Below are 22,901 nucleotides of genomic sequence, written 5' to 3' on the forward strand. Positions count from 1 at the left end.
GTTTCCCACCTTACTTATTAAAACCTATGAACGCACTGATCTCTGTCTCGGACAAAACCGGCATCGTTGAATTCGCCCAAGCCTTGCACGCGCTGGGCATCAAGCTCCTGTCCACCGGCGGCACCGCCAAATTGCTGTTTGATGCCGGCCTGCCGGTGACTGAAGTGGCAGAGGTCACCGGCTTCCCGGAGATGCTCGACGGTCGGGTCAAAACCCTGCACCCCAAGGTGCATGGCGGCCTGCTGGCGCGGCGCGATGTGCCCGAACATATGGCGGCCCTGAAGGCACATGCGATCGACACCATCGACCTGCTGGTGGTCAATCTGTACCCGTTCGAGGCCACAGTAGCCAAGCCTGGCTGCACGCTCGACGATGCGATCGAGAACATCGACATCGGCGGCCCGGCCATGGTGCGCAGCGCCGCCAAGAACTGGAAAGACGTGGGCGTCCTGACCGATGCCTCGCAGTATGCGCAAGTGCTGGTCGAACTCAAGCTGGACGGCAAGCTGACGCAAGCCACCAAGTTTGCCCTGAGCGTGGCGGCGTTCAACCGCGTGGCGCAGTATGACGCCGCCATCAGCGACTACTTGTCTTCCTTGAATTTCGAAGAGGGCAACAACACGCCACCCCGCAAGCTGTTCCCGGACCAGAGCAACAGCTGCTTCGTCAAGCTGCAAGACCTGCGCTACGGTGAAAACCCGCACCAAAGCGCCGCCTTTTACCGCGACTTGCACCCGGCGCCCGGCTCCCTGGTGACCGCTGTGCAATTGCAGGGCAAGGAGCTGAGCTACAACAACATCGCCGATGCCGATGCCGCTTGGGAATGCGTCAAGAGCTTTGACGTCGCCAAAGATGGCGCAGCCTGCGTGATCTTGAAGCACGCCAACCCCTGCGGCGTGGCGGTCGGAGCCGATGCGCTGGAGGCCTACAGCAAGGCGTTTCAGACCGATCCGACCTCGGCGTTTGGCGGCATTATTGCCATCAACTGCACCTTGGACGAACGCGCAGCGCTACAGATGTCCAAGCAGTTCATTGAAGTGCTGATGGCCCCTGACTTCACACCTGAAGCGCTGGCGGTGTTCAAGTCGAAGGTCAACGTGCGCATCTTGAAGATTGCCTTGCCGCCCGGTGGCGTCACCGATTGGGACAATGGCCGCAACGCCGTCGAGTCCAAACGCGTCGGCTCCGGCTTGCTGCTGCAAAGCGCCGACAACCACGTGCTGACCTTGGCGGACCTGAAAGTCGTTACCAAGGTGCAACCGACACCCGAGCAATTACAAGACCTGCTGTTTGCATGGACCGTGGCCAAATTTGTCAAAAGCAACGCCATCGTGTTCTGCAAAGGCGGCATGACCATGGGGGTGGGGGCAGGGCAGATGAGCCGGCTGGACTCGGCGCGCATTGCCAGCATCAAGGCCGAGCACGCCGGCTTGTCGCTGAGCGGTACGGCCGTGGCCAGTGACGCGTTCTTCCCGTTCCGCGACGGACTGGACGTGGTGGTTGATGCCGGTGCCACCTGCGTCATCCAGCCGGGTGGCTCGATGCGCGACCAGGAAGTGATTGACGCCGCCGACGAGCGCGGTGTTGCCATGGTGTTCAGCGGCGTGCGGCATTTCAGGCACTAAGCCATCCAGCGTTGAACCCAGAAAAAGCCGGGCCACGATTGAGTGGCCCGGCTTTTTTGTTGACTCATCAGGGCTTGTCAACGCAGATCAAACAAGATCTGCTTTGGCATCACCCAGGTGTCTGGCTCACCGACTCAGCAGCCTGCACACAGACAGTCAGACTGACTGCCTGGCTTCGGCTGCGAGTCCCCTATTCATCAAATGGTGGGGGTGGCCAGATAGGCCGCCAGGTCGGTGAGGTTCTGGGCGCTGAATTTTCCGCTGTACGAGCTCATGCTACCGACGCTGCTGATGGCGTTGCTGATGGTGATGGGTGAATTCGCGCCATTCAGGACCTTCATGCTGCTGGGAGGTGTTCCATGGCAGCTACCGCAACTGTTGGCTGCATAGAGCAGCTTGCCGGCAGCAGCGGATGCCACTACCACGGGCGGCAGAGCGGCCGCCACCGTGAAGGTGCGCAAGACTTCTGCAGCCGCTGCAAAGCTGGTGTTGCCAGCCTGGTTGGCGCTGACGGTACAAGAACCTGCTGCGACCAGCGTCAGGACGGTGCCGCTAACGGTACAGACCGACGGCGTGGTGGACGCGAAGGTGACGGTCAGGCCCGACGTCGAGGTCGCGCTCAGAGCGGGTGTCGCAATACCCATGGTCTGGTTGCCAGGCGAGGTGAAAGTGATGGTTTGCGCTGCCGGCGTGGGAGTCGGAGTCGGTGTCGGTGTCGGTGTCGGTGTCGGTGTCGGTGTCGGAGTCGGAGTCGGAGTCGGAGTCGGAGTCGGAGTCGGAGTCGGAGTCGGAGTCGGAGTCGGAGTCGGAGTCGGAGTCGGAGTCGGAGTCGGGCAGCTCAACGTGACAGGTTTGATCTTGGCTTTCTTGACATCGTCGCATTTGGTGTTGCTGGTGGCGCTGCAAGCCATCTTGACGTCAGCATCGTTTTCCAGATCCAAAGAGGCGTTGGGCGAGTTGGTGGCCAGCATCTTGCGAACGCGGTCGTCGTCACTGTCTTCTTGATCAGTGTGTTCGCAATGGAGTTTGCTCAATTCGTCCTTTGATTTTTGAATCTCAAGAACGTGCTCACGCGCCCGGTCGCTGGCTTTTTTGTAAGCGCTATCTTTGTCGCGATTTGCTACAAAGTCAACGGTTACAGAAACGCTGAGGTCCAGGCCTTTTTCGGTTTTGACCTCGGTTTCAGCCTGTTCGAAGGTCTTGGTACTGTCGAGGTCCATCTTGGTTTGCACCATGTCGGTCAACGGACTGATGACGCTGTGCTTGCCGGCCGAGGTTCTCAATGTGTAGGCGACTGGCACCTTGACGTTCGGGAAATCCATGTCAGTGGCATCGGTGCCGACCACGGCAATGAGCTTGGCGGTGGCGAATTGGGTGCTTGGGATGTTGAGCGTTACCTTGCCAGTTTCATCCGTACGGCCTTGTACTTCGGTGGGCTGACATACACCGTCGTTGTTGCTGTCCACACACACCAGGGCGTTGTAGATCAGTCCATCCATGACCGTGGTCGTTACGGGGGTGGTGCCGACGCCTGCCGTGCCACCGCCACCGCCACCGCAGGCGGTGAGTGAGACGACGGCTGCGGCGATCAAGCCAAGGGTGAATTGATGGGTAGAAACTTTCATGGTCAGACTCCAGAGGTGGTTAAAACGAGAAGCAGGCAAAACATTCTTTTCAATTTTGGGAATATTTCCCATTAATTTTATTTGTCTTCATACGCCTGTCAAGCAATCTTAGGATGAATATTTGGGAAAAAACCCCAAAATTTGTATGTAAATGTTTGTTCGTGCACAATTCGCCCAGTGAGAAAAAAAGTCGCCAGTCCCATGAACAAACTCAGCCCCGCCGCTGCATGCGCTGAGCCGCCCGCTGCCGGCTTGCCTGAGCCGGCGCTGGCGGCGCAAGCGATGGCGCGGGTGTTGCAGCCACTGGCGCGCTTGATGATTGACCACGGGCTGCAGTTGCCATCGATGGTGGAATTGCTGAAAAACGAGCTGGTGCAACAGGCAGCGGCGGCGTATGGCCTGGCCGACAAAGGCAGCTCCGATAGCCGCATCGCTTTATTGACGGGCGTGCACCGCAAGGATGTGAAGCGGCTGCGCGAAGCGCCGGTGAGTCCCAGCACGGCGGTGCCCTTGGTCCCGGTGGCGGCTTCGGTGGTGGCGCGCTGGATCAGCGAGCCCCGGTTTTTGAATATCGACCAGACGGCTCGCCCCTTGGCGCGCACGCCCCGACGCCGTGGCGCGGGCGAGCCCGATTTCACCACGCTGGTGGCCGAAGTCAGTCGTGATGTCGGCGCGCGCGCCGTGCTCGATGAACTGGTGCGTCTGGGGGTGGTGGAACTGCGTGAGGATGGTTATGTGGCCTTGAAGACCAGCGGGTTTGTGCCGCACGAGGGTCTGCAAGAGTCATTTCATTTTCTGGCCGCCAACGTGAGCGAACACCTCGCCACGGCGGTGCACAACCTGGCCCCTGATCGGCAGGGGCCCTTGATGCTGGAGCAAAGCGCGTTTTCGCAGGATCTGTCGGCTGAGCAGGCGGGACAATTGCAGCAGCAGGCGCGGCGTTTGTGGGCCAGCAGCTTGCGGCAGTTTTTGCAGACCGCCACAGTGGCCGAGCAGCGCAGTCAGGCTGATGCCGGGCCCAAACATAGAATCCGGTTCGGCGTGTATTTTCATGACGCCTTGCAGGACGCGCAAGGAGCCACGGCCCCCGAAGCGCCGCTTGGCGCCAAGCCCGCAATCAAAGTGGCTCGCAAATACAAGAGGAAACCTTCGCCATGAGCGAACATCAACCACAGGACTCATCTCTGACACGGCGCCACTGGCTGGTGCTGGCAGCGTCGGCCGTGAGCGGATGCGGTGGCGGCAGCACCAGCACCACGGCGAGCCTGTCACCAGGCACTGGCGGCACCGGCGTTGTCTATACGCAAGGTTCTATTTCCGGCTTTGGCAGTGTGATCGTGAACGGTATCAAGTTTGACGATCTGCAGGCCACGGTACAGATGGACGGTGGACCGGCTGAATCCAGCAATCTGCGCGTGGGCATGGTGGTCGCTGTGCAAGGCACACGCCTGGCCGACCCCACCCTGGGCACGGCCAGCCACATCGAGGTCTGGTCGATTGCGCAAGGCCCGGTGCTGCAAGGACCGACCGTGACGCAGAATTCCCAGCGTGCGGATGGCTCCGTCGCCGAGTTTGCCGAGTTCTCCGTGGCGGGCATGACGGTGCAAACCAACCCCGACACCTCGTTTTACGGCGTTGCTCTGGCGTCGGACCTGCTACCCAACCAGGCGGTGACGGTGTGGGGCCTGCAGGCAGGCGCGGATGGCACCCGCTGGACGGCCACTTATGTCGAGGTGCGCCCGATGGGCATGGACATGGTCAGCACCGGCGTGGTCCACGTGGCGGGCTTGCAGCGCTCACTCAACGGCTTGCTGCTCGCGGGTTCGATGGCCGACACGCTGGTTGACGGATCGTTGGTGCGGGTTCAGGGTGTCTGGTCTGATGCCAGTAACAGTCTGGCGGTGGCGCACGCCAAGTTGCTGGGCTCCGGGCTGCTTGGCCAACTGCCCGACGAGGCCAAGATCGAGGTCGAAATTGAAGGCTTCGTGACCGACACGCCGACGGCCAGCGGCTTCATGCTGGGCAACATCGTGGTGGACGCCAGCGCCATTGCCCCCATCAGTACACAGATCAAAGAGGGAGCTCGGGTGGAGGTGTATGGCACCTGGCAGTCAGGCGTGCTCAAAGCCACCGAAGTCGAACTTGAAAACGAGCAGACTCTGCAAACGGTCGAGCTCAAGGGCGTGATCGAGGTATTTACCAGCAAGGCGGAATTTTGGGTGCGGGGGCAGCGCTGTGATGCCTCGGGTATTGCCAAGGTCGAGCACGGCACGCTGGCTGATCTGAAACAGGGGGTTGAGGTCAAGCTCAAGGGCAGCAAGGCCGGCGACGTGGTGATGGTGACTGAGCTGGAAATAGTCGTGAACGACTGATGGCAGCAGGCAGGGGGAAAGCGGTCGCCAGGCCGTTTTGGATTTTCTATGCAATAAAACAGGCTGTAGCCCCCGTCATTATTGCCTTATTCGCTATCGTTTATATAGCAATTAATGCAGCGCATCCCATACCAACTTGGTGCCGGTCAGGAGCATGCCCAGGTAGACCAGGCGGTAAAACAGCACCGGGTTGATGCGCCTGGCCAGATGTACGCCGATCCACACGCCGATCGGGGCGATCGGCAGCAACACCAATGAGGTCGCCATGTTGCGCACGTCAAGCAAGCCCAGCCAGGCATAGGGCACCCATTTGGCCAGGTTGATCACAAAGAAAAAGTAGGCCATGGTGGCGGTGAACCTCAAAGGCGACAAGCGCAGCGGAATCACATAAGCATTGATCGGCGGGCCACCCGCGTGGGCAATAAAACTGGTAAAACCCGCCGTGGCTGACAGCAGGGCGCCCAGCCACTTCGGCGGCGGCGCACTGTCGGGCCGAGGTGGAAACAGCAGGCGCTGCGCCAGAAACCCCAAGGTGAACAGACCCACGATGCCGGCCACGGTATGGGGGTCAAGCAGCTTGAACAAAAGCGCCCCGATCACAATGCCGACCAGGCCGCAGGGGATCAGAAACTTCAACAGCTTCAAATCAAAGTCTTTGCGAAAGGCGGCCATGCCCAGAATGTCCATCAGCAGCAGCACCGGCATCAGAATGGCAGCCGCTTGCGGCACGCTCACGGCCAGCGCCATGATGGGCACGGCCAGCGAACCAAAGCCCGCGCCAAAACCGCTCTTGCTGACACCCAGCAAGAGCACAGCCGGGACGGTGACCGCGTAGAAATAGGGGTCGGTGATGATGGGGAATGTCATCGAGTGAGACAGTTGTTCGGCGTCAAAGAGGGCCTAAGCCCCCGTGGGTATTGCCTGAGGGCTTGGCGCGTGGCAGGGATACTGGGCAAAGACCTGCATTTTCACGCGACACCGTTGCAGGCGGCTGCAAAGCAGGCGGCAGGGCGCGACAATACCAATCATTATGTTTTCACCTTCGCAAGCGGATGTCCGCCAATTTTTTTGTACTATTTATGCCAAGGCCCAGGCAGGTCAAGCGCTGGAAGCTATTGAAACAATAGCAAGCCTGTGGATTGACGAGCACCCCGAATACCACGCCGAGTTGGCCGATGTGGACGCTGCCCTGGGCAGCATGCAGGATACCGAGGCCGGCCAGAACAATCCGTTTCTGCACTTGTCCATGCACCTGTCCATCAGCGAGCAGTGCAGCATTGACCAGCCGCGCGGCATTCGCCAGGCGGTGGAGTTGCTCACGCACCGGCGCGATTCCTTGCACCTGGCGCATCATGAGGTCATGGACTGTTTGGGCCGGATGATTTGGGAGAGCCAGCGCGCCGGTCGTCCGCCCGACGGCGCCTCCTACATTGCCTGCGTGCAACAGCGCGCCACGCGCGACTGACCGCAGCCCAAAAAAAGCCGCTTGTGAACCAAGCGGCTTTTTGACGCGAGCGGGGCTTTACTTGAACTTGGCCTGCGGCAGGGTTTGGAGCACACCCGGCAGCGAGCTGACGTAGTTGGCGAGTTCTTTCAGTTCCGCATTGGAGAATTGCTTGGCTACGCCACCCATGATGGGGTTGCCACGACCCCATAGCGCCTTGCCTTCGGTCTTGTAGGATTTGAGCGCCACAAACAGATAATCGCCGTGCTGGCCGGCAATCTTGGGATAGGTGGGGTCAATCGGTTGGCTGAAATTGACGCCATGGCAAGACACGCAGTTGCCTTTTTGCAGCAGCGCTGCGACTGGGGCCGAGCCTGCGGCGGCTGGGCCCGGGGTCGGCGCCGCTGGCATCTTGTTCTGCGCTTCATAATAGGCCGCGACATCGGCGATGTCCTGATCACTCAGGCCAGCGGCAATGCCGCGCATGGTGGGATGCTTGCGATCGCCCTTTTTGTAGGCACTGAGAGCCGACGCAATGTACTTGGCGCCCTGGCCCGAAATCATGGGAACCTTGTAGACCTCTGGAAAACTCGATTGGTAACCCTTAATGCCGTGGCAGCCGACGCACATGGCGATTTTTTTCTCGCCCGCTTTATCATCTCCCTTGATTTCCTGTGCGTAAGAAGAAGTAGCCGTGATACAAGCGAGCAACAAGACAGACATTGGCGACAGGAATTTATTCATTTTGTTGGGACAATCAACCAAAGTTTGAGATAGATCAGAGAATTATTATATCGGTCAACTTTCTTCTACGACACTGCTGTTTCCCCCAATCAAATCACCACCATGAAATTCCACGGAACCAAAAACTACGTCGCCACCCCGGATCTGATGCTGTCGGTCAATGCGGCCATCACGCTCAAGCGGCCACTGCTGGTCAAGGGTGAGCCCGGCACCGGCAAAACCATGCTGGCCGAGGAGGTGGCAGGCGCCTTGAACATGCCGCTGCTGCAGTGGCATATCAAGTCGACCACCAAGGCGCAGCAGGGCCTGTATGAATACGACGCGGTCAGCCGCCTGCGCGACTCTCAGCTGTCCAGCCTGGACGGCGGTGAGCGGGTCAAGAACATCCACAACTACATCCTCAAGGGTGTGTTGTGGCAGGCCTTTACCGCCGACGAGCCGGTGGCCTTGCTGATTGATGAAATTGACAAGGCGGACATTGAATTTCCGAACGACTTGCTGCGCGAAATTGATCGCATGGAGTTCTATTGCTACGAAACCCGTGAGTTGATCCAGGCCAAAAACCGGCCGCTGGTGTTCATCACCTCCAACAACGAAAAAGAGCTGCCGGATGCCTTTTTGCGCCGCTGCTTCTTTCACTACATCAAGTTTCCCGACGCCGACACCATGCGCAACATTGTCGACGTGCACTTTCCGGGCCTGAAAAAAGAACTTTTGAGTGCCGCCATGAAGACGTTTTACGACGTGCGCAACCTGCCGGGCCTGAAAAAGAAGCCTTCCACCAGCGAGTTGCTGGATTGGCTCAAGCTGCTGCTGGCCGAAGACATTCCCCTCGATGTGCTACAAACTCCGGTCGACAAAGTGGCGGTGCCGCCGCTGGTGGGCGCACTGCTGAAGAACGAGCAGGATGTGAGTTTGTTTGAAAAACTGGTGTTTATGCAACGGCACAACCGCTGAAGCACAAGCCCAAAAACCAGAGATTGATGAATATGGCATTCGTTGAACCTGTCACCCTGGCGGCACGCGGTGTCAAGCTGGTGCCGATGGCACTGAGCCATGAAAGCGGCTTGCGCGCCGCCGCCGCGGATGGCGCGCTGTGGCAGTTGCGCGTTACTTCCGTGCCCGAGCCGGAACAAACCCGGTCCTATATTGAGAACGCGCTGGCCATGCGTGAGGCGGGTAACCATTTTCCCTTCTGTGTGCAGAACGGCGCCACTGGCAAAGTGCTGGGTACTACCCGCTACCACGACATCGTGCCCGCCGTTAAGCGCGTGGAGATTGGCTGGACCTGGTATTCAAAAAGCAGCCAGCGCACCCATGTCAACACCACCTGCAAGTTGCTCCTGTTGACGCACGCGTTTGAGACCTTGGGCTGCCAGGTGGTGGGCTGGCGCACCGACAACTTCAACTTTGCCTCGCAAGCCGCCATTGAGCGCCTGGGCGCCAGAAAAGATGGCGTCATTCGCGGCCACGCGTTGCGCCGCGACGGCACTATCCGCGACACGGTGATGTACAGCCTGCGCAGTGGTGAATGGCCTGAGGTCAAGGCGCAGTTGCTGTATTTGCTGGATAAACCGCGAGTTTGAGGCCTGTGGAACACGCACGCTTCAAGACACCATGCTGATTGACTTCTTCTACACCCTGCGTTCGGCCAAATTGCCGGTCTCCGTCAAGGAATTCCTCACCTTGCTCGAAGCGCTTAAAGAGGGCGTGGTCGGCCCCAATGCGCCCGGGCCGCAGAGCGATGCGGAGCCCAGTGGCTACAAGATTGAAGACTTTTATTACCTGAGCCGCGCCACCCTGGTGAAGGACGAAAAGCATTACGACAAGTTCGACCGCGCCTTTGCCGCCTACTTCAAAGGCGTGGAGCAGTTGGCCGATTTCACCAAAGAAGTGCCATTGGACTGGCTGCGCCAAACGCTGGAACTCAACTTAAGTCCCGAAGAAAAAGCCGCCATCGAAAAAATGGGTTGGGACGAGCTGATGGAGACTTTGAAGAAGCGTTTTGAAGAGCAGAAAGAACGTCACGAAGGCGGCAGCAAGTGGATCGGCACCGGTGGCACCAGCCCGTTTGGGCATGGCGGTTACAACCCACAGGGCATCCGTATTGGTGGCGCGGGCAAAAACAAGAGTGCCGTGAAGGTCTGGGATCAGCGCGCTTACAAGGACTACGACGACACGCAGGAACTGGGCACGCGCAACATCAAGGTGGCGCTGCGTCGCCTGCGCAAGTTTGCCCGCGAAGGCCACGAAGAAGAGCTGGACCTGAACGACACCATCAAGTCCACGGCAGCGAACGCCGGCTACCTGGACATCAAGATGGTGCCCGAGCGCCACAACAACGTCAAAGTGCTGCTGCTGATGGACGTTGGCGGCACCATGGACGAGCACATTGCACGGGTGGAAGAACTGTTCAGTGCCAGCAAAACCGAGTTCAAGCACCTGGAGTTTTACTACTTTCACAATTGCGTCTACGACTTCATGTGGAAGAACAACCGGCGCCGCTTCAGCGAAAAATTTGCCACCTGGGACATCATCCGCAAGTACAACAAGGACTACAAACTGATCTTCATCGGTGACGCCACCATGAGCCCGTATGAGATTTTGCAGCCCGGTGGCAGCGTGGAATACAACAACGAAGAGGCCGGGGTCGAATGGCTGGGGCGACTGACCAGCGCCTTTCCCAAATTTGCCTGGATCAACCCGGAGCCGCAAGGCGTGTGGCAATACCGCCAGAGCATCAGCGTGGTCCAGCAGCTCATGAACCAGCGCATGTTCCCGCTCACCCTCAAGGGGCTGGAAGACACGATGCGACTGCTGACCAAATGAAATGGGCGCTGACCAGTCTGCTTGCAACCATGATGCTGGCGCTTGCCCCCGCGCAGCTGCGGGCGCAAGAGCTGGCAGCCGGCCCGACAGTTGCTGCGTCAGCCGCCGCTGTGCCGGCGGCGCCGGCGCAGGCGGCGTTCGAACTCACCATCGAGGCGCCCGATGAAATTCGCGAGCTGTTGCAGCGCCATCTTGAACTGTTGCGCTACCGGGAACTGACGGACCTGAGCGACAGCGAACTGGCGCGCTTGCTGACAGCGGCCGAACAAAACACGCAGGAGCTGGTGGCCACGCTGGGCTATTTCTCGCCTGACATCCGGTTCGAGCAGCAAGCCCCCGGCAACGGCGCCTCGACGCGCTTGTTGAAACTGCGCGTCGTGCCCGGCGAGCCCACCGTGGTGGGTGAAGTGAAGGTTGAACTCAAAGGCCCGATCGCCACCGACCCGGCGGCGTCCCGGCAACGCCAGCAGATTGAAGACGATTGGTTGTTGCGATCCGGCATGCGCTTTACCCAGGCCCGCTGGACCGCGGCCAAGCAGCAGGCGCTGCGCCAGCTCACCAGCCGGCGCTACCCCACAGGACAACTCAGCGCCACCCTGGCGGACATTGATCCGGTCACCCGCCGCGCACGTTTGGACATCACGCTGGACTCAGGCCCGGCTTACCAGCTCGGTGGCCTGGTGATCAGCGGACTGGAGCGTTTTGATGCTGCTCTGGTGGCGCGGCTGGCGCGCCTGACGCCCGGCGCCAGCTACGACCAGGTGCAGCTGGTGGCTGCACAGCAGCGCCTGGCGGACAGCGGATTTTTCGACTCGGCCTATGTCTCGCTCGACACCTCGGGCGACCCGTCCGCCACGCCGGTGTTGGTGCAGCTGCGCGAGGCGTGCCTGCAAAAGCTGGTACTCGGTATAGGCGCCAGTACCGACGGCGGCGCCCGCCTGTCGGTCGAACACACGCACCACAAAGTCCCGGGTATCGGCTGGCGCGCCGTCAGCAAGCTGATGCTGGACCGCGAGACGCGCGCGATTGGCAGCGAGCTGACCTCGCCGCCCGACGCGGACAACTGGCGCTGGGTCACGGCAGTCCAGGTGCAGAAGCAGCGGCTTGGCAGCTTCGATGTCAACAGCCAAAGCCTGCGCGGCGGGCGCAGCCAGAGCGGGGACCGGATTGACCGCAACTACTACCTGCAATACGACCGGGCCGACAGCGCCACCAGCGATGCCAGCGCACCCGCCACGGCCGCAGCGCTGAGCGCCAACTACGCCTTCACCCTGCGAAACTTTGACAGCCTGCCCTTTCCCAACAGCGGCTGGGGTTTCGGCGTGGAGGTGGGCGGCGGCACCACGCTGGGCAGTCAGCGTGACCCGTACGGCCGCACTCTGGCGCGCGCGCTGGGCTATTGGCCGTTGGGGCGCAGCGCCGATGGTGCATCAAGCGCCCTGCGTGCCGGCCGCCTGGCACTGCGCGCCGAGGCGGGCGCGGTAGTCGCCAAAGATGGCATCAACTTGCCCAGCACCCAACTGTTTCTGACCGGGGGCGACAAGACGGTGCGCGGCTATGGCTACCGCGACCTCGGCGTCACGCTGCCAGACGGGCAAACCACGGCAGGGCGTTACCTGGCGGTGGGCAGTCTGGAGTGGCAGCGCCCCATCGTCAAGGATGGTCGTTTGACCGACTGGGAAAGCACCGTCTTCATGGATGCCGGGGCCGTGGCCGACAAGCCGGCCGAGCTGCGCGCCAAGGTTGGCGTGGGTGTCGGCGCGCGCTGGAAGAGCCCGGTCGGGCCGCTGCAGATTGACCTGGCCTACGGCGTGGCGGTTAAACGCTTTCGCTTGCACCTGAATGTGGGGTTCAGCTTTTAATGAGGGCGCTGCGCATCACGCTTTATCTGCTCGCCGCCACGCTGCTGGGTGTGCTGGCCCTGGCGGGCGCGCTGTGGTTCTGGAGCGGCAGCGGCACCTCGCTGGCCACCTCGCTGGGTCAACTGGCGCGCTACCTGCCTGCAGGCCAGGCGCTGGAGGCCAAGGACGTCACCGGCTCGCTGCGCGGCGGCGGCAGCATCGGCTGGCTGCGCTGGCAGCAGGGTGAGCTTGGCGTCGAGCTGCACGACGTAACGATTGCCTGGTCGCTGCGGCCGCTGCTGGGCGGCGAGCTGCGGCTGGGCAAGGTGTCGGCCCGGAACCTGCGCATCGAAGACCGTCGCCCGGCCTCGGAGCCCGCCACCCGCACACCACCCACCGACCTGCGCCTGCCGTTGCGCGTGGACGTGCCGTTTACCGTGGACAGCGTGGAATGGGTGGGCGCGGGCGGCACGTCGCGGCAAGCCACCGGGCTGGCGGGACACTATAGTTTTGATAGCTATTCGCACAGACTGGACGGGGGCAAGGTGCATATTTCATCTGGAGACTACCAGATCAGTGCCAGCGTGCAGGCAGCCTCGCCAATGGCGTTGGCGCTCCAGCTGGACGGCAGCGTGCAAACGACCGTGCCGTCGCGCCCGCAGCCGGTGAGTGTGCAGGCCCATGCCAGCGTCACCGGAGCGCTGGCGGGGCGTGACGCCGTGCTGGCGCTGCAAGCCGAGCTGGTGCCGACGCTCGACGCGAGGCCCACGGTGAAACAGCAGGTGATGCAGGCCAACATCAAAGCAAATATCCAGCCCTGGCAGTTGCAACCGGTCGCCAGCCTTGAGGCGCGCTGGCAGGCGCTGGACCTGGCCGCGCTGTGGCCACAGGCACCGCAGACGCGCCTGGGTGGCACTGCAGCCGTCACCCCGGCTGGCCCGGGCTGGCAAGCGGGCCTACAACTGACCAACACGCTCAGCGGTCCATGGGACCAGCAGCGCCTGCCGCTGGAGCGGCTCGACGCCAAGGTCGAATTCGTGGCTGGGCAGTGGGCGATCAAGTCGCTGCAGGCCACCGGCGCCGGTGGCCGCATCGAAGGCAAAGGGCAATTCACCAAAGCCGTGACTCCTTCCCATCCAGCCCAATGGCAGGGCAGCGCCAGCGTGTACGGCATTAATACCGCGGCACTGGACTCCCGGCTGGCAGCCGCCCTGCTGGACGGCCAGTTGACCGCGCAGCAGACACCGGCCGGCATCGCCTTCGAGGCGCGCCTGCAAGCCGCCAAAGGCAAGATGGCTGCCCCCAAGATCGCTTCGCCCAAGACTGACGCCACGCTCAAGCGCACGCTGGAAGGCCTGCGGCTGAAGATGGTTCATGCCCAAGGCCTGTGGGCCGCGCCCACGTTGACGCTGACCACACTGGCAGTGCAGACTGATGATGCACAGCTGCAAGGCAAGCTGACATTTCATACTGTCAGTCAGGCGGCCGAGGGCCAGCTCACGTTGGGCTTGCCGGGCGCCCAGGCGGCGCTGGCCGGGCATATGGCCAGCAGCCGAGGCCAGGGCGAGTTGAGCGCGCACATCACTGACGCTGGACTCGCGGCGCGCTGGGTCGCCCGCCTGCCAGGCGCACCAAAGTCTTTAAGCCAGACGTCAATTCAGGGCGCGGTCGAGCTCACCGGGCGCTGGCAAGGGGGCTGGCAACAACAAGGGCAGGGCCTGCAGATTGAAGCGAGCCTGCGCGCGCCCAAGCTTGACCTGCAGGGTGCGGGGCAGCCCGTGGCGCAGGCCTGGCGTGTGCGCGACTGGCAGGCTGACCTGTCAGGCAGGCTGCGCGCCCTGAGCCTGTCGACGCGGGGCCAGATCGAGACCGGGACGCAGCGCCTAAAGCTGCAGGCGCAGGCGCATGGTGGACGGATCAACGATGGCCTGTGGCAGGCGCGACTCGACACGGCTCAACTCAGCGCACAGGACAGCCTGAAACCGGGCCTCTGGACGCTGCAGTTGAGCGACAGCGTCAGCGTCACCTGGAAGCAAAGCGGCACGACCCGCACGCTGGAGGCCGCGGCCGGCGCGGCTCGCCTGACCGGCCCGGTCCCCGGCGCCGCCACGCTGAGTTGGCAGCCGGTGCACTGGTCGCAGCAAACGGCTGGCACGACAGCACGCACCGAATGGCGCACCCAGGGACGCCTCAATGACTTGCCGTTGGCTTGGCTGGACCTGCTCGGCCAGACCCAGATGGCCAATCTCGGCCTGCGCGGCGATCTGCTGTTCGGCGGCCAGTGGGACGCCAGCAGCGCTGAGACGCTGCGCCTGCGCGCCACGCTGGAGCGCACCAGCGGCGACTTGCTGCTGCAGACCGAAGGCGCTGCAGCCACCCCCTTGCGCGCTGGCGTGCGCGCGGCGCAACTTCTGGTCACGACCGAAGGCGACCGGCTCGCCGCCAGCCTGAACTGGGACAGCGAGCGCGCCGGTCAGGCCCGCGCTGATTTCAGCACCCGTTTGCAGCGTCAGGACGGCACATGGACCTGGCCCCAGGATGCCGCGCTGGCGGGCACCCTCAAGGTACAGCTGCCGCCGGTGGGCGCCTGGTCGCTGCTGGCGCCGCCGGGCTGGCGTCTGCGCGGCACGTTAGAGGCCGACGCCGTGCTGTCGGGTACACGCGGTGCGCCGCTTTGGCGCGGCAACCTGGCGGCGCAGGACCTGGCGGTGCGCTCGGTGGTCGATGGCATTGATTTCAGCAACGGAAGGCTGCGCGCCAGCCTGCAAGGTCAACGATTGGTCATTGATGAATTCACCCTGCAGGGGGCAGGCGGCGCCAGCGGCGGTCAGCTCTCAATCACCGGCTCGGTGTTGTGGCTGCCACCGACCGGGCCGGATGCCAAGGTGGCAGCACGCTTGCGTATGGAGCTCGATGCCACGCTTGCGGCCTTGCGCGTCAGCGCGCGCGCCGACCGGCGGCTGGTGGTATCGGGCCAGCTGTCCGCGCGCCTGAATGAGAGCAAGCTGGCCCTTCGCGGCACCCTCAAGGCCGATTCGGCCCTGTTCATCCTGCCGGAAGATACGGCGCCGCAACTGGGCGGTGATGTGCTGGTGCGAAGACCGGGCCCAAGCCAGGCAGGTACAGCAGCGCCAACGGCGCCAACGGCGTCAACTGCCGCGGCACAGGAGCGCGTGACGCCAGACGTGGCAATCACGCTTGATCTCGGCCCGGACTTTCAGGTTCGCGGGCGTGGCCTGGCCACCCGGCTGGAAGGCAGCCTGGAGCTGCGCAGCGCCGGGCGTTCCCTGACACCGAGCCTCACCGGCTCGCTGCGCACGGTGCGCGGCACTTACCGGGCCTATGGCCAGCAGCTCGCCATTGAGCAAGGCGTGTTGCGGTTCTTTGGCTCGTATGACAACCCGGCGCTCGACATCCTGGCCCTGCGCCCCAACCTGCAGCAACGCGTCGGCGTGCAAATCAGCGGCACGGCGCTGTCCCCCGTGGTGCGGCTGTATGCCGAGCCGGACCTGCCCGAGTCCGAAAAACTGGCGTGGCTGGTGCTCGGGCGTTCGGGCGCCAGCGGTGGCGCCGAAACGGCGATGCTGCAGCAGGCCGCGCTGGCGCTGCTCGGGGGCAACGAGAAAGGCATCTCCAGCGGTCTGGCACAGGCCTTGCGGCTGGACGAACTGTCGGTTAGCGGCGGCGCCAGCAGCACCAATGGCAGCAGCACAGGCGGTGCCACGGTGACGCTGGGCAAGCGCTTGTCGCAGGATTTCTACGTCACCTATGAGCGCAGTCTGGCGGGCACCCTGGGCGCTCTCTCTATCTTCTATGACCTGTCGCGCCGCTTTACCTTGCGCGCGCAGACCGGGGAGAAAAGCGCCGTGGACCTGATCTTCACCCTGCGCTACGACTGAACTGACTGAGCGCTGACCGATGCCGCCGCTTACAATGCCAAGCTTGGCCGTCGTAGTTCAATGGATAGAACGGGGACCTCCTAAGTCTCAGATATGGGTTCGATTCCCGTCGAGGGCGCCAAATCATTTCCTCACCCTGACTCAATGCGAAGCTGCACGCAGTGTGCGACTCAGCAGCACCACCGGGATCAGCCCCACCAGCACCAATGCCAGCGATGGCAGTGCGGCCTCGCCCAGGCGCTCGTCGCGTGCCAGCTGGTAGGCCACCACGGCCAGCGTGTCGCTATTGAAAGGGCGCAGCACCAGGGTGGCGGGCAGCTCCTTCATCACGTCCACAAACACCAGCAGGGCCGCCGCCGCCGTGGAGCGCTTGAGCAGCGGCCAATGCACCAGGCGCAGCAGACCCATGTCACCCGTTCCCAGGATGCGGGCCGAGTCGTCAAAGCTGCTTGGGATTCTGGCGTAGCCGCTTTGCACCGACTGCAGCGCCACGGCGCAAAAGCGCACCAGGTAAGCCCAAACCAGTCCGAACGAAGTCGCGGTTAAAACAAAGCCCACGCTGCTTTGCGGCGCCAGCGTCTGCAGCCAGCCCACCGGCAGCAACAGCCCCACCACCAGCACCGCACCAGGCACGGCATAACCCAGGCCTGCCAGCTGCACCGCCACACGCGCGGGCAGATCCGGGCGACGGCGCAGGTTGAAGGCCAGGAACAAGGCTAGGGCGACGGCCAGCACGGCGCTGATGGCACCGAGCCGCAAGCTGTTCAGGGCCCAGCCGAGGAACAGTGGCCATGACAGAGCTTGCCAGTCGGCCACGAGCGGGCGCAGCATGAACAGCACCGGCAAGACAAAACCAATCAGCACCGGCACACTGCACAGCCCCCAGGCCAGCCATTTCTGACGACCTCGCAACAGCAAAGGTCGCGCGTCCATGGCGTTTGCGCGCCCCCCCCGGGTGGTCACAAACCGAAGGCGCTTTTGCGACCGGTGTTCCAGCCACAACAACAGGGCCACCAGCGCCAGCAGCATGGTGGCCAACTGCGCAGCCGCAATGCGGTTGTCCATGGACAGCCAGGCCTTGTAAATGCCCGCCGTGAACGTCTGGATGCCGAAGTAGCTCGACACGCCAAAGTCCGCCAGCGTTTCCATCAAGGCCAGGGCGGCGCCGGCGGCGACCGCCGGACGGGCCAGAGGCAAAGCGACCTCAAGGACGCGCCGGCGCATCGATGCCCCCATCAGGCGCGCGGCTTCCATCAGGTGCGTGGCGCTTTCGCCCAAAGCGGTGCGTGCCAGCAAGTACACATAGGGGTAAAGCGAAAAGATGAACACCCAGGCGGCGCCGCCCAGACTGCGGATCTCGGGCAGCACGCGTCCCTGCAGCCCGAAGCTGCTGCGCAGAAAGGTCTGCAAGGGGCCGCTGTACTGAAGAAAGTCCGTATAGGCATAGGCCACGACGTAGGCCGGCATGGCCAGGGGCAACAGCAGAGCCCACTCAAAAACCCGTCGACCCGGAAAATCAAAAAGCGTGACCGTGACGGCGGCAGACAAGCCCACCAGAATCACACCGGCGCCCACCATGGCACACAGACGCACCGTGGTCCAGATGTAGTCGGGTAACACCGTGCGGCTCATCTCGCGCAGAATTTGCGCGGCCGCCAGGCCCGAGTCTCCCCACGGCAACCAGGAGGCCAATACCGTCAGCACGGGCAGCATGAACGCCAGCGTCAGGGCCAGTAGCAGTAATTGTCGGACGCGTCGAAACAGCATGAAGGCGATCAATTGGCGTTGTGCAAATGAGAATTGTATGCATCTAGAATGTAAGCTATGTTTTTGGAAGTCTCACAACTCAGCGTGGCTTATGCGGGCGCCAGCCAGGCCGCGGTGCGCGAGGTCTCGTTTGGCCTGCATGCCGGCGACATCGGTGTGCTGATCGGGCCATCAGGCTGTGGCAAAACCACCTTGCTGCGGGCAGTGGCCGGGCTGGAACCCGTGGCGGGTGGCAGCATCAAGCTCGCCACCCGCTTGGTGAGCAGTGCCAGCGTCAACGTGGCGCCGCAGGCGCGCCAGGTTGGCATGGTGTTTCAGGACTACGCCTTGTTCCCGCATTTGAATATCGGTCGCAATGTTGATTTTGGCATTCGTCATCTGCCCCCCAAGGCGCGTGCGCAGCGTGTGGAGGAGGTACTGCAACTGGTCGGGTTGGCGGGCTTTGAGGCGCGCTTTGCGCATGAGCTCTCGGGGGGGCAGCAGCAGCGTGTGGCACTCGCACGAGCCCTGGCACCCAAGCCGCGCCTGCTGCTGCTCGATGAGCCCTTTTCCAATCTGGATGTGGACTTGCGCGAGCGCCTGGCGCATGAGGTGCGCACCATCCTGAAGACGGCCAACACCACGGCGCTGTTTGTGACCCACGACCAACTGGAGGCTTTTGCCATTGGCGACATCATCGGCGTCATGCATGAGGGCCAACTGCACCAATGGGACGACGCCTATACGCTGTATCACCGCCCCGCGTCCCGGTTTGTAGCCGAGTTCATTGGTCATGGCGTGTTCACGCCGGCCACGCTGCGCGAAGTGAACCAGCAGGTCGTCGTCCACACCGCGCTGGGTGATTTGACGGACGTGGCCGAATGCCCGCTACCGAGTGCCTTTGTGGATGGCGCGTGTGATGTGTTGCTGCGCGCCGATGACATCGTGCATGACGACGATGCCCCGGTGAAGGCAGAAATCATGCGCAAGGCGTTTCGCGGCTCCGAGTTCTTGTACACCCTGCGGCTGGCCAGCGGTGACACCGTCATGGCCCTGGTGCCCAGCCATCACGACCATAAGGTGGGTGAGTGGATCGGCATTCGCGTCCAGGTGGAGCACGTGGTCACGTTTCCAAGAAATAAGGATTTGACCGCGACGGCATAATTTTCAAGTTACACCCTTTACACAAACTCCATAGCATCTGCCAAGGTGCCGGCCTAGAATTTATTTTCTTTCATATCAACAGGAATGCCCCGTGAAAATCAGTAAATCATCTTTAGCCAAGTGCTTGTTTTCGGCTGCCATGCTGTCTGGACTTGGTGTCATGGCTCAGACCACGGCTGCGCCAACTCCCGCGACGCAGACGGCCCCCAAGCAAGACTTCGCTACTGACTTGGCAAAGGCAGACCTTGCCAAGCAAGGCATCACCAACCCGACCAGCAGCCAGCTTGCCAGCGCTGTCAAAAGCATTCAAGACCAACGCGCCAGTGGCCTGGGTTGGGGGCAGATTGCCAATTCCCTGGGCTTGAAGCTGGGTGATGTTGTCAGTGCAGTCAATCGTTCAGGCATGGCTGAAAGTGCTGGCAAGCCCAGTGCCGCTGGGACTGGCAAAGCCGGCGGTGCCGGTATGTCTGGAAGTGCAGGTGCCTCTGGAAGTGCGGGCGGCATGGGCGCCGGTCATGGTGGCATGGGTGGCGGTGCTGGGGGCAAGAAGTAAGCTCTCGTACACGATTTATTGTCTGAGGGCGTTGTCGGCCATGCGCAAGAACCCAGCCTCGGTGCTGGGTGGAGCGATCAAGTGCCTGCGCGTCGGGGCAGGTTCACTGGACGGCTGTTTCAGGCCGTGTTGTCAAATTCCTACGGTCAAATTGACCCACGCGTCCGGAAGCCACAGCAGGATTTGAGTCTCCATCCATTTGTCACCGCCCGTCAGAATCGCGACTCCCAGGGCACCGAGCAGTAGTGCGAAGCCGTGTCGTACCCGTTCAATGCGTGCGAGTACCCAATCTCGTACACGCATGAAGCCACTGCGGGAAGCATAGGCCACCGCCACCAGTGGAATGGCTGCGCCCAAACCAAAAATGCCGAGCACCAAGCCACCGCGCGCCACCCCACCCTCACTCGCTACCAGCGTCAGGGCTGAGCCCAACAACGGCCCGGAACAGGGACTCCACACCAGGCCGAGCACACTTCCCAACAGCAGTGCACCCAACAGCGAGCCACCATCAAGTTGGGTAGATGCCGCGTTGGCCGAACTGGCAATCGGCAACATCCATTGCGTGAACCGTTCGCCCAAGGCCGGTACCAGCATCACCAGCGCGAAGGCGATCAGCATGACGGCGCCACCCGTGCGCACGGTGTCGCCGTCAATACCCAGTGCCGGCCCCAACGCCCCAAGCACTATGCCTATCAGGGCGAATGAGGTCGTCATCCCCACACCCATGGCCACCGGTGCGAAGCGGTTTCCCTGCAAGGCGCCACCCAATACCAAAGGTAAGAGTGGAAAGACGCAGGGCGACAGAGTGGTCAAACTACCGGCAAACAGGCTCAAGACAACTTGCGGCACGGACAATGCGATGGACATGGTTGCGCCTGTTCAAAGTGCCGACTTCAACGCAGCGCGAATGCCACCTGGTGAGGTATCGCCGACTACGCGGTAAGTCTCTTTCTCACCGTGCAGCACCACCAGTGTGGACTGGGCGCGCACGTTGAAGCGGCGCTTCAGGTCTTTCTCGGTGTCGTAGCTGGCCACCAGTACCGTCAAATCCAGACCTGCTTCGGATTTCAGGCCTTGCAATACTTTCTCTTGAGCGCGACAAGTCGGGCACCAGTCCGCATGGAAATGCAAAGCCACAGGCTTGCCTGCTTTCTGCGCCTCTGCCAGCGCAGCCGCAGAGTACGGTTTGACTTCGAGGGCGTGTGACACCATCGCACCGAAGACAAGGAGCGTCGAGAGGACAACTTTTCCTATAGTCATAAGAACCTTTCAAAAACGTATTTCACAGTCAAATGGCGGCTGGACTTTTTGGGTTAACCACGCTGCCGGGTTAACTGCCGCCGAACAGACTCTGCCTCCAAGGCATCCGTGTCGGCAATCCAGTCGATGGGTATCAAACTCAGCACTTCCAGATCCCGGTCCTGCAAGGCCTGCGCCAGGTTGGATCGCCGCGCCAGACGTTTGTCGCGTTGGACGAGCAGCTCATGGATCAAGGGGCGATACAAGCGAACAAAGCCCGTCAACCAGCGGCATGATTGTTCATGCCCTTCGATCTCGCCCATCGCGAACCGATCAACACAAGCCATGGTGGTGGCTGCATCAAGCCAGTGGCCATCAGTGACCCATTGGTTCACCGTGAACAGCCCAACTGGCAGGCCACGCGCGTCAAGCGAGATGGCAAACAGATGAGTCGGCTCGGTGCGATTCCACCTGGGCTTGCCTGGCTTCAAGTACCGTCTGCGCCCGGTCGCCGTGCCATGCCAAAACAAGTGCAGATGCCCGTGTTCCTGGTCGCCGTCCCGATGAGAATGGTAGTAAAACTGGGAGCCACGTTGGGTGTCAACCAGGTCGTCCGGTGGGTAGTGCTCAAACTCAAGCACTTCGCGATTCGCGATCCAGCTTTGGATCAGGGAACCACGCTCCGCTGTCACTGTGACGAACGCCAAGACACTGGCGCGCGCGCTGCGTAGCACCCTGGCGATCTGCGTGTCGGAAGCAGCGCGCCAATTTCGCCGGAGATGTGTTGAAGCGGTCATGCTCAAGAATGCAGCGCCGGTGACCAAGCAGCCACCGGGGAGCGTACGTGAAGAAAACTATGACTTGGCAGCGCAGGCGCCGCATTTGGCTTTCATCTTTTTGGCTTTGGCTTTTGCCGCATGTGCCTTGCTGGCCGCGCATTGGGGCTTGGCTGCACCACACTTGGCCTTGCAGGCGCCGCATTTGGCCATGTTGGTCTTGGGGCCGCACTTTGCGCCGGCGCAACCTGCAGCCATGACATTGCCAGACAGCGCAGCGGCAGTGACCACGGCAGAGGCGATCGTCTTGGCGATTGTGGAGGAGAGATGGTTCATAAAGAAGTCCTTGAATGGGTGAAGGGTGACATTGGCGAAAAACTCGGAAAGTCAAGTGGAAACGCGACTTTCATGGACATAGTCGTTTGAGTCTTGACAATGCTTACACGGTCATCCGGAAATTTGTGAGCGTGCGCGATGGCGGACTCCAACAACGACGTGTTCACGCCAAATTGTCCCGGCGGTGTGTAATAAATCCGGTGGTCGTGGCGACTAAACCGCATGTCATCAATACAAAAAGAATCCAATGTCCAAAACTGTTCTTATTGCACGCCCGCACACTTTTATCGTCGCCGTCATGAAACCTTTCCTGGAGGAAAACGGTTATGCCACCAACAAACTGGAGCACATCAGTGGTCTGCAAAGTCAGTCTGCGGGTGCCGCTGGCGCCGTCATTTCTCTTGCCTTGTCGTCTTCGATCATTGAGTCTGCAGAAGAGGTATTTCTGAAATTGAAGAGCATGGCGCCTCGGACACCCGTCCTGTTTGCCGCCATGCTGTCGCTGGAGCAGGCACGTCCTGCGCTGGAGCGCATCGCGAAACACGCAGGGCTCCAGGCCAACATCCTTGGCGTGGAGGCAACATCTGCCGCCGCCGCTCAATTGGGGCGCCAGGAGACGTTTCTGTATCTCAGCAAAGATGACCTGACATTGCCCGAGCGCCGTGCCACCGCCGCACGTCTGATACAGCGCCATTTCCGGTAGGAACA

General features: G+C 61.8%; 20 protein-coding genes and 1 tRNA gene. 13 read left to right on the forward strand and 8 right to left on the reverse strand.

The features are described 5' to 3' along the window. Positions 1–26 precede the first annotated feature (26 nt). Positions 27–1,625: a bifunctional phosphoribosylaminoimidazolecarboxamide formyltransferase/IMP cyclohydrolase gene (gene purH, locus RFER_RS08000; protein WP_011463882.1), complete on the forward strand. Its 1,599-nt coding sequence runs from the start codon at positions 27–29 to the stop codon at positions 1,623–1,625. 197 nt (positions 1,626–1,822) lie between these two features. On the opposite strand, the gene RFER_RS08005 is transcribed toward purH, so the two are convergent. Next, a complete protein-coding gene (locus RFER_RS08005) occupies positions 1,823–3,250 on the reverse strand; it encodes a c-type cytochrome (protein ID WP_011463883.1) in 1,428 nt (475 codons plus the stop codon). A 201-nt stretch (positions 3,251–3,451) separates the two neighbouring features. Here RFER_RS08005 and RFER_RS22955 point away from each other — a divergent pair, with 201 nt between their 5' ends. Continuing rightward, positions 3,452–4,408 (forward strand): DUF6502 family protein, encoded by a 957-nt coding sequence (locus tag RFER_RS22955; protein ID WP_011463884.1) that lies wholly within the window; start codon positions 3,452–3,454, stop codon positions 4,406–4,408. Beyond that, positions 4,405–5,622 (forward strand): DUF5666 domain-containing protein, encoded by a 1,218-nt coding sequence (locus RFER_RS08015; protein WP_011463885.1) that lies wholly within the window; start codon positions 4,405–4,407, stop codon positions 5,620–5,622. Before RFER_RS22955 ends, RFER_RS08015 begins: the two co-directional genes overlap by 4 nt. 111 nt (positions 5,623–5,733) lie before the next feature. Here the strand turns inward: RFER_RS08015 and RFER_RS08020 are convergent, their stop codons facing one another. Then, a complete protein-coding gene (locus tag RFER_RS08020) occupies positions 5,734–6,489 on the reverse strand; it encodes a sulfite exporter TauE/SafE family protein (protein ID WP_011463886.1) in 756 nt (251 codons plus the stop codon). Positions 6,490–6,652: 163 nt separating this feature from the next. Between RFER_RS08020 and RFER_RS08025 the strand changes: the two genes are divergently transcribed. Further along, positions 6,653–7,087, forward strand: a complete 435-nt coding sequence (locus tag RFER_RS08025) for a DUF1841 family protein (protein WP_011463887.1) — start codon at positions 6,653–6,655, stop codon at positions 7,085–7,087. A gap of 57 nt (positions 7,088–7,144) precedes the next feature. Here the strand turns inward: RFER_RS08025 and RFER_RS08030 are convergent, their stop codons facing one another. Continuing rightward, positions 7,145–7,810, reverse strand: a complete 666-nt coding sequence (locus tag RFER_RS08030; protein ID WP_011463888.1) for a c-type cytochrome — start codon at positions 7,808–7,810, stop codon at positions 7,145–7,147. 102 nt (positions 7,811–7,912) lie between these two features. Here RFER_RS08030 and RFER_RS08035 point away from each other — a divergent pair, with 102 nt between their 5' ends. The 6 genes from RFER_RS08035 to RFER_RS08060 all read left to right on the forward strand — a co-directional run bounded on the left by RFER_RS08035 (position 7,913) and on the right by RFER_RS08060 (position 16,500). Further along, positions 7,913–8,767 (forward strand): AAA family ATPase, encoded by an 855-nt coding sequence (locus tag RFER_RS08035; RefSeq protein ID WP_011463889.1) that lies wholly within the window; start codon positions 7,913–7,915, stop codon positions 8,765–8,767. 32 nt (positions 8,768–8,799) lie between these two features. Beyond that, a complete protein-coding gene (locus RFER_RS08040; RefSeq protein ID WP_041790391.1) occupies positions 8,800–9,396 on the forward strand; it encodes a GNAT family N-acetyltransferase in 597 nt (198 codons plus the stop codon). A 31-nt stretch (positions 9,397–9,427) separates the two neighbouring features. Further along, complete coding sequence (locus RFER_RS08045; RefSeq protein WP_011463891.1) at positions 9,428–10,639, forward strand: vWA domain-containing protein; 1,212 nt, start codon at positions 9,428–9,430, stop codon at positions 10,637–10,639. Next, positions 10,636–12,501: an autotransporter assembly complex protein TamA gene (locus tag RFER_RS08050; protein ID WP_011463892.1), complete on the forward strand. Its 1,866-nt coding sequence runs from the start codon at positions 10,636–10,638 to the stop codon at positions 12,499–12,501. The genes RFER_RS08045 and RFER_RS08050 overlap by 4 nt, the downstream gene beginning before the upstream one ends. Further along, positions 12,501–16,379 (forward strand): translocation/assembly module TamB domain-containing protein, encoded by a 3,879-nt coding sequence (locus RFER_RS08055; protein ID WP_011463893.1) that lies wholly within the window; start codon positions 12,501–12,503, stop codon positions 16,377–16,379. The genes RFER_RS08050 and RFER_RS08055 overlap by 1 nt, the downstream gene beginning before the upstream one ends. 46 nt (positions 16,380–16,425) lie before the next feature. Then, positions 16,426–16,500, forward strand: a tRNA-Arg gene (locus tag RFER_RS08060). A 20-nt stretch (positions 16,501–16,520) separates the two neighbouring features. Here RFER_RS08060 and RFER_RS08065 read toward each other — a convergent pair. Then, a complete protein-coding gene (locus RFER_RS08065) occupies positions 16,521–18,146 on the reverse strand; it encodes an ABC transporter permease (protein WP_011463894.1) in 1,626 nt (541 codons plus the stop codon). A 57-nt stretch (positions 18,147–18,203) separates the two neighbouring features. Between RFER_RS08065 and RFER_RS08070 the strand changes: the two genes are divergently transcribed. Together RFER_RS08070 and RFER_RS08075 are read left to right on the forward strand one after the other, a co-directional pair. After that, positions 18,204–19,289 carry an ABC transporter ATP-binding protein gene (locus RFER_RS08070; RefSeq protein ID WP_011463895.1) on the forward strand — a complete coding sequence of 362 codons (1,086 nt, stop codon included), beginning with the start codon at positions 18,204–18,206 and terminating at the stop codon, positions 19,287–19,289. A gap of 160 nt (positions 19,290–19,449) precedes the next feature. Beyond that, positions 19,450–19,842, forward strand: a complete 393-nt coding sequence (locus RFER_RS08075) for a hypothetical protein (protein WP_166485688.1) — start codon at positions 19,450–19,452, stop codon at positions 19,840–19,842. A 132-nt stretch (positions 19,843–19,974) separates the two neighbouring features. Here the strand turns inward: RFER_RS08075 and RFER_RS08080 are convergent, their stop codons facing one another. Genes RFER_RS08080 through RFER_RS24035 form a run of 4 tightly spaced genes read right to left on the reverse strand, consistent with a single transcriptional unit; the run spans position 19,975 to position 22,193 of the window. Next, positions 19,975–20,709: a cytochrome c biogenesis CcdA family protein gene (locus RFER_RS08080; protein ID WP_011463897.1), complete on the reverse strand. Its 735-nt coding sequence runs from the start codon at positions 20,707–20,709 to the stop codon at positions 19,975–19,977. 12 nt (positions 20,710–20,721) lie between these two features. Beyond that, positions 20,722–21,102: a thioredoxin family protein gene (locus RFER_RS08085; RefSeq protein WP_011463898.1), complete on the reverse strand. Its 381-nt coding sequence runs from the start codon at positions 21,100–21,102 to the stop codon at positions 20,722–20,724. A 53-nt stretch (positions 21,103–21,155) separates the two neighbouring features. Continuing rightward, positions 21,156–21,878, reverse strand: a complete 723-nt coding sequence (locus tag RFER_RS22960; RefSeq protein WP_011463899.1) for a DUF6969 family protein — start codon at positions 21,876–21,878, stop codon at positions 21,156–21,158. A 57-nt stretch (positions 21,879–21,935) separates the two neighbouring features. Then, positions 21,936–22,193 carry a hypothetical protein gene (locus tag RFER_RS24035; protein ID WP_166485689.1) on the reverse strand — a complete coding sequence of 86 codons (258 nt, stop codon included), beginning with the start codon at positions 22,191–22,193 and terminating at the stop codon, positions 21,936–21,938. Positions 22,194–22,440: 247 nt separating this feature from the next. On the opposite strand from RFER_RS24035, the gene RFER_RS08100 reads away from it, so the two are divergent. Next, positions 22,441–22,896 (forward strand): hypothetical protein, encoded by a 456-nt coding sequence (locus tag RFER_RS08100; protein WP_011463900.1) that lies wholly within the window; start codon positions 22,441–22,443, stop codon positions 22,894–22,896. Positions 22,897–22,901 lie beyond the last annotated feature (5 nt).

The organism is Rhodoferax ferrireducens T118, from assembly GCF_000013605.1.
Taxonomy (GTDB): Bacteria; Pseudomonadota; Gammaproteobacteria; order Burkholderiales; family Burkholderiaceae_C; genus Rhodoferax; species Rhodoferax ferrireducens.